The sequence below is a fragment of the Pseudomonas sp. FME51 genome, from assembly GCF_014897305.1.
On the sequence record NZ_JABUYN010000001.1, the window covers coordinates 30,476 to 43,246 of the forward strand.

Annotated in this window: 12 protein-coding genes; 5 read left to right on the top strand and 7 right to left on the bottom strand. The window is 38.3% G+C overall.

Annotated features, from left to right (window positions below):
• Positions 1-51: 51 nt before the first annotated feature.
• The 4 genes from alsS to pth form a co-directional block, all read right to left on the bottom strand.
• Positions 52-1,731 (bottom strand): acetolactate synthase AlsS, encoded by a 1,680-nt coding sequence (gene alsS / locus INT39_RS00180; protein ID WP_193016502.1) that lies wholly within the window; start codon positions 1,729-1,731, stop codon positions 52-54.
• Between the two features lie 67 nt (positions 1,732-1,798).
• Entirely contained in the window at positions 1,799-2,626 is an 828-nt protein-coding gene (budA, locus tag INT39_RS00185) for an acetolactate decarboxylase (RefSeq protein ID WP_193016503.1), read from the bottom strand.
• Between the two features lie 587 nt (positions 2,627-3,213).
• Positions 3,214-4,305 carry a redox-regulated ATPase YchF gene (ychF, locus tag INT39_RS00190; protein WP_193016504.1) on the bottom strand — a complete coding sequence of 364 codons (1,092 nt, stop codon included), beginning with the start codon at positions 4,303-4,305 and terminating at the stop codon, positions 3,214-3,216.
• A gap of 185 nt (positions 4,306-4,490) precedes the next feature.
• Positions 4,491-5,075, bottom strand: a complete 585-nt coding sequence (gene pth / locus INT39_RS00195; protein ID WP_193016505.1) for an aminoacyl-tRNA hydrolase — start codon at positions 5,073-5,075, stop codon at positions 4,491-4,493.
• 346 nt (positions 5,076-5,421) lie between these two features.
• Here pth and ychH point away from each other — a divergent pair, with 346 nt between their 5' ends.
• Entirely contained in the window at positions 5,422-5,700 is a 279-nt protein-coding gene (ychH, locus tag INT39_RS00200; RefSeq protein ID WP_193016506.1) for a stress-induced protein YchH, read from the top strand.
• A gap of 254 nt (positions 5,701-5,954) precedes the next feature.
• Here the strand turns inward: ychH and prs are convergent, their stop codons facing one another.
• The 3 genes from prs to lolB form a co-directional block, all read right to left on the bottom strand.
• Positions 5,955-6,893: a ribose-phosphate diphosphokinase gene (gene prs, locus INT39_RS00205; protein WP_226894097.1), complete on the bottom strand. Its 939-nt coding sequence runs from the start codon at positions 6,891-6,893 to the stop codon at positions 5,955-5,957.
• Positions 6,894-6,989: 96 nt separating this feature from the next.
• The gene (ispE, locus tag INT39_RS00210; protein WP_193016508.1) at positions 6,990-7,865 is read right to left on the bottom strand and encodes a 4-(cytidine 5'-diphospho)-2-C-methyl-D-erythritol kinase; all 876 of its coding nucleotides are present in this window, start codon (positions 7,863-7,865) and stop codon (positions 6,990-6,992) included.
• A complete protein-coding gene (gene lolB / locus INT39_RS00215; protein WP_193016509.1) occupies positions 7,862-8,500 on the bottom strand; it encodes a lipoprotein insertase outer membrane protein LolB in 639 nt (212 codons plus the stop codon). The genes ispE and lolB overlap by 4 nt, the downstream gene beginning before the upstream one ends.
• A 240-nt stretch (positions 8,501-8,740) precedes the next feature.
• Between lolB and hemA the strand changes: the two genes are divergently transcribed.
• From hemA to sirB1, 4 genes are read left to right on the top strand one after another with little or no spacing between them, the layout of a single operon-like run.
• A complete protein-coding gene (gene hemA, locus INT39_RS00220) occupies positions 8,741-10,003 on the top strand; it encodes a glutamyl-tRNA reductase (protein ID WP_193016510.1) in 1,263 nt (420 codons plus the stop codon).
• A gap of 28 nt (positions 10,004-10,031) precedes the next feature.
• Complete coding sequence (gene prfA / locus INT39_RS00225; protein WP_193016511.1) at positions 10,032-11,114, top strand: peptide chain release factor 1; 1,083 nt, start codon at positions 10,032-10,034, stop codon at positions 11,112-11,114.
• Positions 11,114-11,962 carry a peptide chain release factor N(5)-glutamine methyltransferase gene (gene prmC, locus INT39_RS00230; protein WP_193016512.1) on the top strand — a complete coding sequence of 283 codons (849 nt, stop codon included), beginning with the start codon at positions 11,114-11,116 and terminating at the stop codon, positions 11,960-11,962. Before prfA ends, prmC begins: the two co-directional genes overlap by 1 nt.
• Positions 11,943-12,755 (top strand): invasion regulator SirB1, encoded by an 813-nt coding sequence (sirB1, locus tag INT39_RS00235; protein ID WP_226894095.1) that lies wholly within the window; start codon positions 11,943-11,945, stop codon positions 12,753-12,755. The genes prmC and sirB1 overlap by 20 nt, the downstream gene beginning before the upstream one ends.
• Positions 12,756-12,771: the final 16 nt, after the last annotated feature.

Consider the following 12,771-nt stretch of genomic DNA (forward strand, 5'->3'; position numbering starts at 1 on the left):
CAGTAGTATTTTATATTATTGGGGGCTTTTATGTGATTAGTTTAGAATACACTAAATAATCAGATTATAATCAATATGTTCCATTAATTTAGCGTTATCTCGATAATCGACAGGAATAGCAAGAACCGCAGGGCCATCAACGGCCATTGCTTCATGTAAAACAGTACGTAATTGAGATGCACACTCAACAGAAAACCCTTTAGCGCCAAAGGATTCAGCGTAACGTTTAAAATCAATTGCTCCAAATTTTACGCCAGAATAACGGTCATATTTTTTTTGCTCTTGCATTTCTACCATATTATAAGCGTTATCCACCCAGATAATATGCAAGATATTGGTATTTAAACGAACCGCAGTTTCTAACTCCATGGACGATTGCATAAAGCCACCATCACCAGAAACAGAAATAATTTTATCAGAAGGCCGAACAAAAGAAGCGCCAATTCCCCAAGGCAATGCAACACCCATGGTTTGTTGTCCATTAGAAATTAACATTTGTCTTGCCCTAAAACTATAAAGATAACGAGCAAGCCAAATATGAAAGCTTCCCATATCAATACAGAGTGTTACATCGTTATCAATAATATTTTGCATCTCATGAATAATAGTTAAAGGGTGAATAGGAGAACCATGTCGAAAATAACTATTTTGTTGCAGAATTTCTCTTTGGCGACGAATTTTTTCTAAAACCTGTCGAGTATTATTTGAGAGTATAATTTGAGATGTGGCTTGTTTAGCAAAATGCTGAGTTAAATTATCAATTGTTAATTTGATATTACCTGTTAATTCTAAATCAGGGCAGTAAGCTAAATCAATCTCAGCTGGAATTTCATCAACATGAATAATATTGGCATTATTATGATTCCATAATGACGGCTCATATTCGATAGGGCTATAACCTAAAGTAATGACTAAATCTGCATGAGAAAGTAATTTATCACCCGGTTGATTATTAAACAAACCAATACGACCAGCAAATAAAGGAAAATGGCGTTGAGCGATTGCTCCTGCTGATTGATAAGTGCCTACAATTGGGAGCGGACAAATATCAAGTAGCTTTTGTAATGCTAATGCATTTTCAGGGTAACTCGCCTGTAGCCCTAATAAAATAACAGGGCTTTTAGCATTCTGCAGTAATTTAACGGCCTCTTGGATAGCCTCATTATTTGCGCTACCAATATTGGATTTTGATTTAGGCACTAATATTGGACTATTAACTTCGTTATTTAAAATATCCATGGGGAAAGTTAAAAAAGCCGAGCCTGGTCTTCCTGATTCTGCATGACGAAAGGCGTTAGCCATAGTTTCAGAGATTGATTTTGAGGAATCAATTTCGGCACAAAATTTAGTGATAGGATTAAACATGGTAACGGTATCCATGCTTTGATGAACCAGTTTTAATCTATCTGAGGATTTTACTGATCCTCCCAATGCAACTAAGGGATCGCCTTCAGACGTTGCTGTTGCTATGCCTGTCGCAAGATTAGAGCATCCCGGCCCTGATGTTGCGATAGCCACACCCGCTTTACCCGTTAAACGACCAACCGCTGCAGCCATAAAGGCCGCATTAGCCTCATGACGAACCACCACTGTTTTAATAGTTGAATCGAGAAGAGAATCAAATACACGATCTATTTTTGCACCCGGAATACCAAACACTTGTTTAATGCCATGTTGTTCTAATTGTTTGACAACTAAATCTGCACCACATTTCCAATGAGGAGTATTCATATAACCTTCTTTGATTTTGCAAGTGAATAAAAAATGAGATTAAGAATAAAGTTAGTGATTTTTGGAATTAATTTTCGGCTTGTTCTATTGCTTGATGGAGATTGTCTGGCATTAAATTAGCTTGTAAAAAAGCGGATTGGCTGGGTAAATCAATGGTAAGGCGGGAAATTATACCGATTTGTAAGGTGCCTTGTTTTAAATAATAATCAAGGACGTGACCACCGCCTTGACGTTGTTGATTAATATAATGTTCATGAAACCCTGCAACATTTATTCCTTGAGTAAATTGTGGGGATCGAAAACCTGCAATAGTCCCTGTTTCATTGTGAAAGGTGAAAGTAGGCTGATTTTCGATAGCTTCTAACATTGGGCGATAGGGAGGCTCTTGACGAGGAACTGTGCGTGTTTTAACTAATTCAAATTCGCCTTCAATTCTGATTGCACAAAATAGATTGTCGGAAGGAACATACTGATTAATGACATGGTGTATTTCTTTTTGCGATGCACCATAAGAAAAGTGATGTTCAATATCACAATTAAAAAATGTCATTACAGCAAAAGGGGATTTTTGAGAATGTAATACCTTACGTGCGTTACCATCAGAGCGTAATTGAAAAACATTATTGTCGAATGCAACTAGCTCGCCATCAAGTTGTTCAAAAGTTCCTAAACCAAAATCACCGTGCTTTAATAAATCAGCAATAGTGACATCGCTGTCATATACACCTGCAATTAAGCTACTCATTAATGAATTTTGATAAATAGTATATTCAGGATGATTGTTAATATAATTATTTAAGTTGGTTATTATTTTCTGTCCATATTGGCTACTATTATTTTCATTCTTTTTGATGTCACTATTATCTCGCACATTAGGTTGAAAATTATTATTCATGGTAAAGCCATTCCTTTATTTAATAAGTAACAATCATTAATCGATTATCCAATTAAGTATTATCCCAATTTATAAGTATTTCAAATGTTTTAATTGTTATTGAATAGTGTATGATAGTTGTGTATTTAATAATTAACTGAATGTTATTTTTTATACTTAGAATTAAATAATTTAACTTAGTTATTTATACTTATCAATAACTGGTTGTGACACTCGTTATGGGTATAATTTTATTGAGTTTATCTTTATTTCTCCAAGGCTATTAAAGGTGATTTTTATACACCCTTGATCATTTTTATTAATATAAGATATATTTGGATATGGTTTGCAAAATTAAAATTACGAGTAAACATTTTAATATAGAAAATATTTTTTTATATCATTATTTTTCACATTACTATTAAATAACATCAGATGTTTAATAGAAAAATAATTATAAATATTATTTTTCTAGTATAGAATTGGCTAATTATTATTTTTATTTTTTATAATATTAATAAATATCTCTAGTATAATTTTAAGTTAATTATAAAAAAGCCTTATGAAAACATAAGGCTTTTAGAAAATAGCGAATATTTTATTTAATCTTACACATTAAATAAGAAGTTCATTACATCGCCGTCTTGAACGATATATTCTTTACCTTCTGCACGCATTTTACCAGCTTCTTTCGCGCCTTGTTCACCACCGTACGTGATAAAATCGTTATAAGCGATAGTTTGAGCACGGATAAAACCTTTTTCAAAGTCAGTGTGGATTTTGCCTGCGGCTTGTGGTGCGGTTGCACCCACAGGGATTGTCCATGCACGAACTTCTTTTACACCGGCAGTGAAGTAAGTTTGTAAGTTCAGTAATGAATAACCTGCACGAATAACACGATTTAAGCCTGGTTCTTCAATGCCTAAATCTTGCATAAACTCTTCACGTTCAGCATCTTCTAGCTCAGCAATATCTGATTCAATTGCAGCACAAACAGGGACAACAACGGAGCCTTCTGCTTCTGCAATTTTACGTACAGTTTCAAGATATGGATTATTTTCAAAACCATCTTCATTAACGTTTGCAATATACATTGTTGGCTTTAACGTTAAGAAACTTAAATAACGAATAGTCGCTTTTTCTTCTTCCGTTAAGTCCAGAGAACGTAACATGCTGGCATTTTCTAAGTGTGGTAAGCATTTTTCTAATACTTCCATCTCAGCTTTAGCAATTTTATCGCCACCTTTTGCTTTTTTCTGATTACGGTGCATTGCACGCTCACACGTATCTAAGTCAGAAAGGGCTAATTCAGTATTGATGATTTCGATATCGTCAGCAGGATCAACTTTACCTGAAACGTGAATGATATTGTCATTTTCAAAACAACGAACGACATGGCCAATTGCTTCAGTTTCACGAATATTCGTTAGGAATTGGTTACCTAAACCTTCACCTTTAGAGGCACCTTTTACTAAACCCGCGATATCAACAAATTCCATTGTTGTGGGTAAAATACGCTGTGGTTTAACAATTTCAGCCAGCTTATCTAAGCGAGGATCAGGCATTGGAACAACACCTGTGTTTGGTTCAATAGTACAGAATGGGAAGTTGGCTGCCTCAATACCGGCCTTAGTTAAGGCATTAAACAGTGTAGATTTTCCTACGTTAGGCAGACCGACGATACCACATTTAAATCCCATAAACGTTCACCTTGTCACATAAAAACAACAGGAGGGAGTGTTCCTGTTGTGTGCTGTTAAAAAAATTTGGCGCCATTATAGAACAAATCCCTGTTTGATTAAATCATCAGGGATTAATAGCACAAAAGAAGAGGGGAACTAGGCCCTCAGAATAATGAAAATTGTTTAATTTATTAACACAACAATTACGCTTTAAAGCTATGTAAGCGATTTATTGCTTTTTCATAACCATCACGCATTAAAATATCTGTACACGAAAGGGCTTCATCAATAGCGTCATCAATTAATTTTTGTTCACTCATTGGTGGTTTGCCTAATACAAAGCCAACAACTTTATTTTTATCACCAGGATGACCAATACCAATACGTAAACGATAAAAATTTGGGTTATTCGCAAATTTACTTTGAATGTCTTTTAATCCGTTATGACCGCCATTACCACCACCTAATTTCATTTTGGCAACACCAGGAGGTAAATCAAGTTCATCGTGCGCCACTAAAATTTCATCAAGCTCAATACGATAGAAATTAGCCATCGCCTGCACGGCTTTACCACTTAAGTTCATAAAGGTGGTCGGGACTAATAATCGAACATCATTACCATTCAAATTAATGCGTGCGGTGTAACCAAAGAATTTACTCTCTTCTTTTAGAGATTGTTGATGACGTTGAGCCAATAAATCTACATACCAAGCACCCGCATTATGACGAGTCTGGGCATAATCTGCACCGGGGTTTGCTAACCCGACGATAAGTTTAATTTTACTCACAATAGCCTTTCATTGTTATCGTCTAAAAAGAAAGCCCATAGTTTACCTGTCTACGCGCCGAAGCACAAAATAGATTGCATTGAACGTTTTTAGAAGCCATTAGTGAACGAAATGTTGACGTTTTGATTTAACAAAAAGAGCGAAAGCGTTAAAAATAACGTTATTTTCTTTTTAAAAGAAATAAAAACACATTTTTTGTGAAGATTTGTCAGTGAATTTCAGAACGATGTGATCGCTTCGACAATACCTTCTTAGTATTTATGGCTATAATAACTGCAATGAATAAAAGGTTATTCGAAGTGTTTTGGTGTTGAATCGTCAGATGACGCGCTTGTGGAGGTGTAACATGAAATATAAACATGCATTTGCGGTTGGTAATTTATGTATGGCTACGGGGATGGTTGTGATGCTCAGTAGCTTGGGTTATACACTTTTTAGCCATATCTTCCCATTAGGACTTCCTGAATTTTTAGCCGATATCTCTTTAATGGGGATCTTTATTGGTGCTCTAGTTTGGTTAGCGGGCGCCCGTATTGGTGGTAGAGAAACAATAGCAGAAAGGTATTGGTGGTTACGTAATCATGATGAACGTTATCGTCGCCATGATAATCATCGTTATCCATAATGTTGTTATTATAAATAAATATCAGAATAGATAAAATAAAAATAATAACGGAATTTAAAATAAACTGATATTACGTGAATAACTGTTGTCATTATGCATTGTAATACACACCTATAAACCCGTTTATATTTTGTGACGGGTTTTTTATTCACTAAAATTTAATCTCTCAATAAAATTAAATGACAAAAAACCCGCTACAGCAAATGCTATAGCGGGTTTAGTTATCTCAAATTGCAATGAGTGTTTATAACAAATTAATGTTCAAACATTGCAGAGATTGACTCTTCATTACTAATACGGCGAATGGCTTCAGCCAACATGCCTGAAAGCGTCAATGAACGGACTTTATTTAATGCTTTGATTTCTGCTGACAATGGAATTGTATCGCAAACAATCACTTCATCAATAACAGAGCTTTTGATGTTCTCAACAGCATTACCAGAGAAGATTGGGTGAGTTGCATAAGCAAATACACGTTTAGCACCACGTTCTTTCAGTGCTTCAGCCGCTTTACATAATGTACCACCTGTGTCGATCATATCGTCAACAAGGATACAGTCGCGATTCGCAACATCACCAATAATATGCATAACTTGAGAAACGTTAGCACGAGGGCGACGTTTATCAATGATAGCCATATCGGTGTCATTTAGCAGTTTTGCGATAGCACGAGCGCGAACAACACCGCCAATATCTGGAGAAACAACAATAGGGTTGTCCAAATCTTTTTGAAGCATATCTTCTAAAAGAATTGGGCTGCCGAAGACATTGTCAACCGGTACATCAAAGAACCCTTGGATTTGTTCTGCGTGTAAGTCGCAGGTTAAAACGCGGTCTACGCCTACACTAGATAAGAAATCCGCAACAACTTTTGCCGTAATAGGAACACGGGCTGAACGAACACGGCGATCCTGACGGGCATAACCGAAGTAAGGAATAACAGCAGTGATACGACCAGCGGAAGCTCGACGTAATGCGTCAACCATGACCACTAATTCCATTAAATTATCATTAGTAGGTGCACAGGTTGATTGAATGATAAATACATCACCACCACGTACGTTTTCGTTGATTTGCACACTGACTTCACCGTCGCTAAAACGACCTACAGCCGCGTCTCCTAGGCTAGTGTAGAGTCGGTTGGCAACACGTTGAGCCAGTTCCGGGGTTGCGTTACCAGCAAAAAGCTTCATATCGGGCACGAGAAAAACCTCAGGCTTGCGTCCAGAGAGAGATATTGTTGACCTGTAAAGAACGTGTTTATGAACATAGGGTTTGTAAACATCATCTTACGGGTGCAATAACACAGGTATCCTTGAGCGGAATAAATGCAGAGGAGAAATGTTGACGCCTTGCGCTACAAATCCATGCACCCACTCAGGGGCGTTAATTAACACTTCACTAGCGGCAACTTGTGATTCGAACTCACCGAACACACAGGCACCTGTCCCAGTTAAGCGTGACGGAGCATATTCTAACAGCCACGAAAGCAGATATTCAACCTCACGAAAACGTTTTCTTGCGATCATTTCACAGTCATTCTCGAACGGAGCCTTTAATAATGCGCCAAGAGAGCGAATAGGAGAATTACGTTTTAATTCTGGATCTGTGAAGATTGTCGGTGTTGGAATGGAAATTCCGGGGTGTGCAACTAAATACCATTGCTCTTTCGGGTCAGCAAAGGTCAAAATTTCACCAACACCTTCGGCGAACGCTGCATGACCTTTTACAAAAACGGGAACATCAGCGCCTAAACTCATCCCTAATTCGGCTAAGGTTTCATCACTTAGACCCGCCTGCCAATGGTAATTAAGTGCAATGAGTGTCGTTGCGGCGTTCGATGAACCTCCACCTAAGCCACCTCCCATTGGGAGCTTTTTATCAACACGAATATCTGCGCCGTAAAATTGCAAAGCAATATTATGTTGTTGGCAATAATCACGCAGTAATTTAGCAGCTTTAATAATTAAATTATCTTCATCTTTTACACCCTCTATAGGCGTTAAGATAGTTAATTGAGTATCATCACGAGGTGTAATGGTTAATGTATCGCCATAATCTAAAAATTGAAATAGGGTTTGCAGATTGTGATAACCATCGGGACGCTTTCCCGTAATATAGAGAAAAAGGTTTAATTTGGCAGGAGATGGCCAATTTAGTGTCATTGCTGTATATCCCAATTATCCATTTTTAATTTGATAATGCGTTCACCTTGTTTTAACTCGAGGCGTTGTGGCAAGTTGGGAGTCGTGCTTGAATCATAAGCTTGATAAGTGACGACCCATTCACCTTCAGGTGCAGGTAGGGTGACCGATTTTAATAAATGATTTGCATCTAACTCGAAATCAGTTGCATCTCCGGGTAAACCTACCAGCCATGCTCGTAAATTTTTTAGTGGAATAACCATTCCTGTGAGCTGATAGATCATTTCAGCAGGGTTATCGCTATAATATTTTTGACCTTTATTATCCGTAACTTCAATCACACCAGGCATAACATTTAAATCAAGTTCTGTGGTGCCTAATGGATTGGTTAACAATAAACGATAACGCTCATCTGCTTTGTCTTGCCAATAGAAACGGGCATAGGTTTTGCTGGTATCTTCCATATAAGCAAAAGCGCCTCGCGTTTCATATTGTGAAATATTCTTTAATACTTGTTGGCGAGCTTGCCATTGAACATCATTATCAGAAGCTGAACCCTGCGTTTTTATCTGATTTAGATTACAGGCACTCAGCAATAGCGCCGTTAGCGGGATGAGGCGCAGGAGATGTTTAGTTGAAAAAAAGCGTGAACGCATAGCTGAGACATTCCTTTAATTCGTTATTAGTTGAAAAAAAGAGTATCATAAACCTTATGATTTAACGATATTTCGTTAAATTGTGTATAGAAATCCCCTATCACTCAAGTAAGCTCTTTTATTGAATCTGTTCATCAAGTAGAATGGCGGAAATAAAGAGTCCATACTAAATGCGCTGTTTTAGGTTTACACTAAGTCAAGTCGCGAGGCAGTATTTATTCATAACTCGATATAGTTGATATGACGTTATTAGCATTAGGTATTAATCATAAAACAGCCCCCGTTGCTTTACGTGAGAAAGTCTCTTTTTCTCCCGATACCATGGGTGATGCCTTAAATAACCTCTTACAGCAACCCGCTGTCAGAGGCGGTGTTGTGCTGTCTACCTGTAACCGTACTGAGCTCTATCTTAGTATGGAAGACAAAGAAAATAGCCATGAGCAATTGATCCGCTGGTTATGTCAATATCACCAAATAGAGCCAAATGAACTGCAAAGCAGTATTTATTGGCATCAAGATAATCAAGCTGTTAGCCATTTAATGCGAGTGGCAAGCGGTTTGGACTCTTTGGTATTAGGTGAGCCTCAAATTTTAGGGCAAGTAAAAAAAGCCTTTGCCGATTCTCAAAATTACGACTCGCTCTCTTCAGAGCTGGAACGTTTGTTTCAGAAATCTTTTTCAGTTGCGAAAAGAGTGAGAACAGAAACACAAATCGGTGCCAATGCGGTTTCTGTCGCTTTTGCAGCATGTACCTTAGCGCGTCAAATCTTTGAATCGTTATCCTCTCTGACCATTTTATTAGTGGGAGCAGGTGAGACGATAGAGTTAGTGGCTCGTCACTTACGTGAACATCAAGTCAAAAAAATCATTATTGCTAACCGTACTAAAGAGCGTGCTCAGCGTTTAGCGAGTGAAGTTGATGCGGAGGTCATTACGTTATCTGAGATTGATGAATGCCTAGCACAAGCTGATATTGTCATTAGTTCTACCGCAAGTCCTTTACCCATTATTGGGAAAGGAATGGTTGAAAGGGCGCTTAAAAAACGTCGTAATCAACCCATGTTGCTGGTGGATATTGCAGTACCTCGTGATATTGAGCAGGATGTTGAAAAGCTGAATAACGTCTATCTTTATAGCGTTGATGATTTAGAAGCAATTATTCAACATAATCGTGAACAGCGCCAAGCGGCTGCTGTTCAGGCTGAACATATTGTCCAACAAGAAAGTGGACAATTTATGGATTGGCTGCGTGCTCAAGGTGCTGTTGGCGCAATTCGAGAATATCGAGACAGCGCAGAGACGTTACGTGCAGAAATGACAGAAAAAGCCATCACGTTGATACAAAATGGAGCTGATGCGGAAAAAGTCATTCAACAGCTCTCTCATCAATTGATGAATCGTCTTATTCACACACCAACGAAATCTCTTCAACAGGCCGCCAGTGATGGTGATATCGAACGCCTGAATCTATTACGTGAAAGTTTGGGTATTACCCATAATTAACTTTGTCTAACAGGATCTTAATCTACGAATGAAGCCTTCTATTGTCGCTAAGTTGGAAGCTCTACAAGAGCGTTATGAAGAAATTCAGGCACTTCTGTCAGAAGCCGATGTGATTGCCTCTCAGGAGCGTTTTCGTGCGCTTTCAAAAGAATACTCTCAATTAACCGACGTCACGGCTTGTTTTAGTCAATGGCGAAAAGTGCAAGACGACATCGAAGCAGCAGAAATGATGCTTGATGATCCTGAAATGAAAGAGATGGCGCAAGAAGAGCTGAAAGAAGCACAAACATTAAATGATAATTTAGAGCAACAGCTACAAGTACTGTTATTGCCTAAAGATCCTGATGATGAATTTAACTGTTTTCTTGAAATTCGTGCAGGAACAGGAGGCGATGAAGCTGCGCTATTTGCGGGTGACTTATTCCGCATGTATAGCCGTTATGCAGAATCGCGACGCTGGCGTATTGAAGTCATGAATGCGAACGAAGGTGAGCATGGTGGCTATAAAGAGGTCATTGCAAAAGTAATTGGTGATGGTGCCTATGGGGTATTGAAGTTTGAATCCGGTGGCCACCGTGTTCAGCGCGTACCTGAAACAGAATCTCAAGGTCGTATTCATACCTCGGCTTGTACGGTTGCGGTATTAGCTGAAGTGCCAGAAGCCGAATTACCTGACATTAGCCCAAGTGATTTGCGTATTGATACATTTCGTTCATCGGGTGCCGGTGGTCAGCACGTTAATACCACCGATTCGGCAATTCGTATTACGCATATTCCAACAGGGATTGTGGTGGAGTGTCAGGATGAACGTTCACAACATAAAAATAAAGCGAAAGCAATGTCTGTATTAGGGGCGCGTATTCGTGCAGCTGAAATGCAAAAGCGTCATGAAGCTGAGGCTTCTGAGCGTCGCAACTTATTAGGCTCAGGCGATCGTTCTGATCGTATACGGACGTATAACTTTCCACAAGGTCGCGTCACAGATCACCGGATTAACCTCACATTTTATCGCTTAGATGAAGTGATGGAAGGAAAGTTAGATCCACTTATTCAACCTATTGTCACTGAATACCAAGCAGATCAGCTTTCTGCACTTTCTGAGTTAAATTAATGAATTATGAACAATGGCTGCATCAAGCAGCCTTGCAATTAATTGAAAGTGATAGTCCTAAACGAGATGCTGAAATTATTCTTGGGCATGTAACACAACGTGCCCGAACGTATTTAATTGCTTTTAATGAAACGTTACTTTCACAAGATGAGTTAGCGCAATTATCACAATTACTCGCTCGGCGTATTAAAGGCGAGCCTATCGCCTATTTAGTGGGCGAAAGAGAGTTTTGGTCACTGCCTTTAAAAGTCTCACCAACCACATTAATTCCCCGCCCTGATACTGAATGCCTTGTTGAGCAAGCGTTAGAAAAACTTCCCACAGTACCAACAAATATTCTTGATTTGGGTACAGGAACAGGTGCAATAGCCCTAGCTATGGCATCAGAACGTCCTGATTGCCATATTATCGGCGTGGACTTTCAAACTGAGGCAGTTGCGCTAGCCCAAGAGAATGCGACCCACTTAGCATTAAACAACACTGAATTTATGGAAAGTTGTTGGTTTAGTTCACTCTCAGGGTATCAATTTGGTATGATAATTAGTAATCCTCCTTACATAGATGAAAATGATGAGCATATTCATCAAGGAGATGTTCGTTTTGAACCTTTAACCGCATTAGTTTCTGGTAAAAATGGTTTTGCTGATATCGAAATTATCATTGAAACTGCACGTCAGTTTTTAACTGATAAAGGCTGGGTATTACTAGAACACGGCTGGCAGCAAGGTGAAGGTGTACGCAAAATTTTTACTGATAAGGGTTACTGCTGTGTGGAAACTTTCCGTGATTATGGCGGTAATGAGCGAGTGACAGTAGGTCGTTGGAATTATGATAGAAACCATAGCTGATTACGAATTTAATAAAGCCCCTTTAGTAAAGGGCATGATCCTTATCTCTCAGGCCATTCGACCTGATTTTCCGACTCCTTCGGTGAGTTATCAGCTAGCTCAATTAGTTGAGCAAGCAGAAGCTGAAATTCCCCAGCAAGGAAACACCAAAGAGAAAATAGAAGCCTTGTTAAAACTGTTTTATAAACAGTGGCATTTTAGTGGTGCGAGTGGCAAATATTGCCTTTCTGATACTCTATGGTTAGATAAAGTATTGGCGACCCACATAGGTTCTCCTGTCTCACTGGGGTCGATTCTTATTTATATTGCACAAGCCTTAAACCTACCATTAGCGCCTGTTATTTATCCTACACAACTCATTATTAGAATAGATATTCCTAATGAACAAACGCTATTTTTAAACCCAATAAATGGTGAATATTTATCACAACATACCCTAGAAATTTGGTTAAAAGGGAATGTAGGAAATAATGCTGTGTTATTAGACGCTGATTTAGAAGAATCAGAATACAGCTCCATTATTCGTAAGCTTTTAGATACGTTGAAAGTTTCTTTAATGGAAGAAAAAAATATGGAGCAAGCATTAAAAGCAAGTGAAACTGTTTTAATGTTTGATCCCGAAGATCCTTATGAGATAAGAGATCGCGGGCTGATTTTTGCTCAGTTAGAGTGTCATCATGTGGCTATTTCTGACTTAAACTATTTTGTTGAGCAATGCCCAGAAGATCCCATTTCAGAGATGATCAAAATTCAAATTCATTCGATAGAACAGCATGCTATTGTTCTACATTAAAAATTTAAATACGTAC

Coding starts and splice junctions, on each gene's coding strand:
- alsS (WP_193016502.1), bottom strand. CDS start 1,731: ATGAATACTCCTCATTGGAAATGTGGTGCAGATTTAGTTGTCAAACAA.
- budA (WP_193016503.1), bottom strand. CDS start 2,626: ATGAATAATAATTTTCAACCTAATGTGCGAGATAATAGTGACATCAAA.
- ychF (WP_193016504.1), bottom strand. CDS start 4,305: ATGGGATTTAAATGTGGTATCGTCGGTCTGCCTAACGTAGGAAAATCT.
- ychH (WP_193016506.1), top strand. CDS start 5,422: ATGAAATATAAACATGCATTTGCGGTTGGTAATTTATGTATGGCTACG.
- prs (WP_226894097.1), bottom strand. CDS start 6,893: ATGAAGCTTTTTGCTGGTAACGCAACCCCGGAACTGGCTCAACGTGTT.
- ispE (WP_193016508.1), bottom strand. CDS start 7,865: ATGACACTAAATTGGCCATCTCCTGCCAAATTAAACCTTTTTCTCTAT.
- lolB (WP_193016509.1), bottom strand. CDS start 8,500: ATGCGTTCACGCTTTTTTTCAACTAAACATCTCCTGCGCCTCATCCCG.
- hemA (WP_193016510.1), top strand. CDS start 8,741: ATGACGTTATTAGCATTAGGTATTAATCATAAAACAGCCCCCGTTGCT.
- prfA (WP_193016511.1), top strand. CDS start 10,032: ATGAAGCCTTCTATTGTCGCTAAGTTGGAAGCTCTACAAGAGCGTTAT.
- prmC (WP_193016512.1), top strand. CDS start 11,114: ATGAATTATGAACAATGGCTGCATCAAGCAGCCTTGCAATTAATTGAA.
- sirB1 (WP_226894095.1), top strand. CDS start 11,943: ATGATAGAAACCATAGCTGATTACGAATTTAATAAAGCCCCTTTAGTA.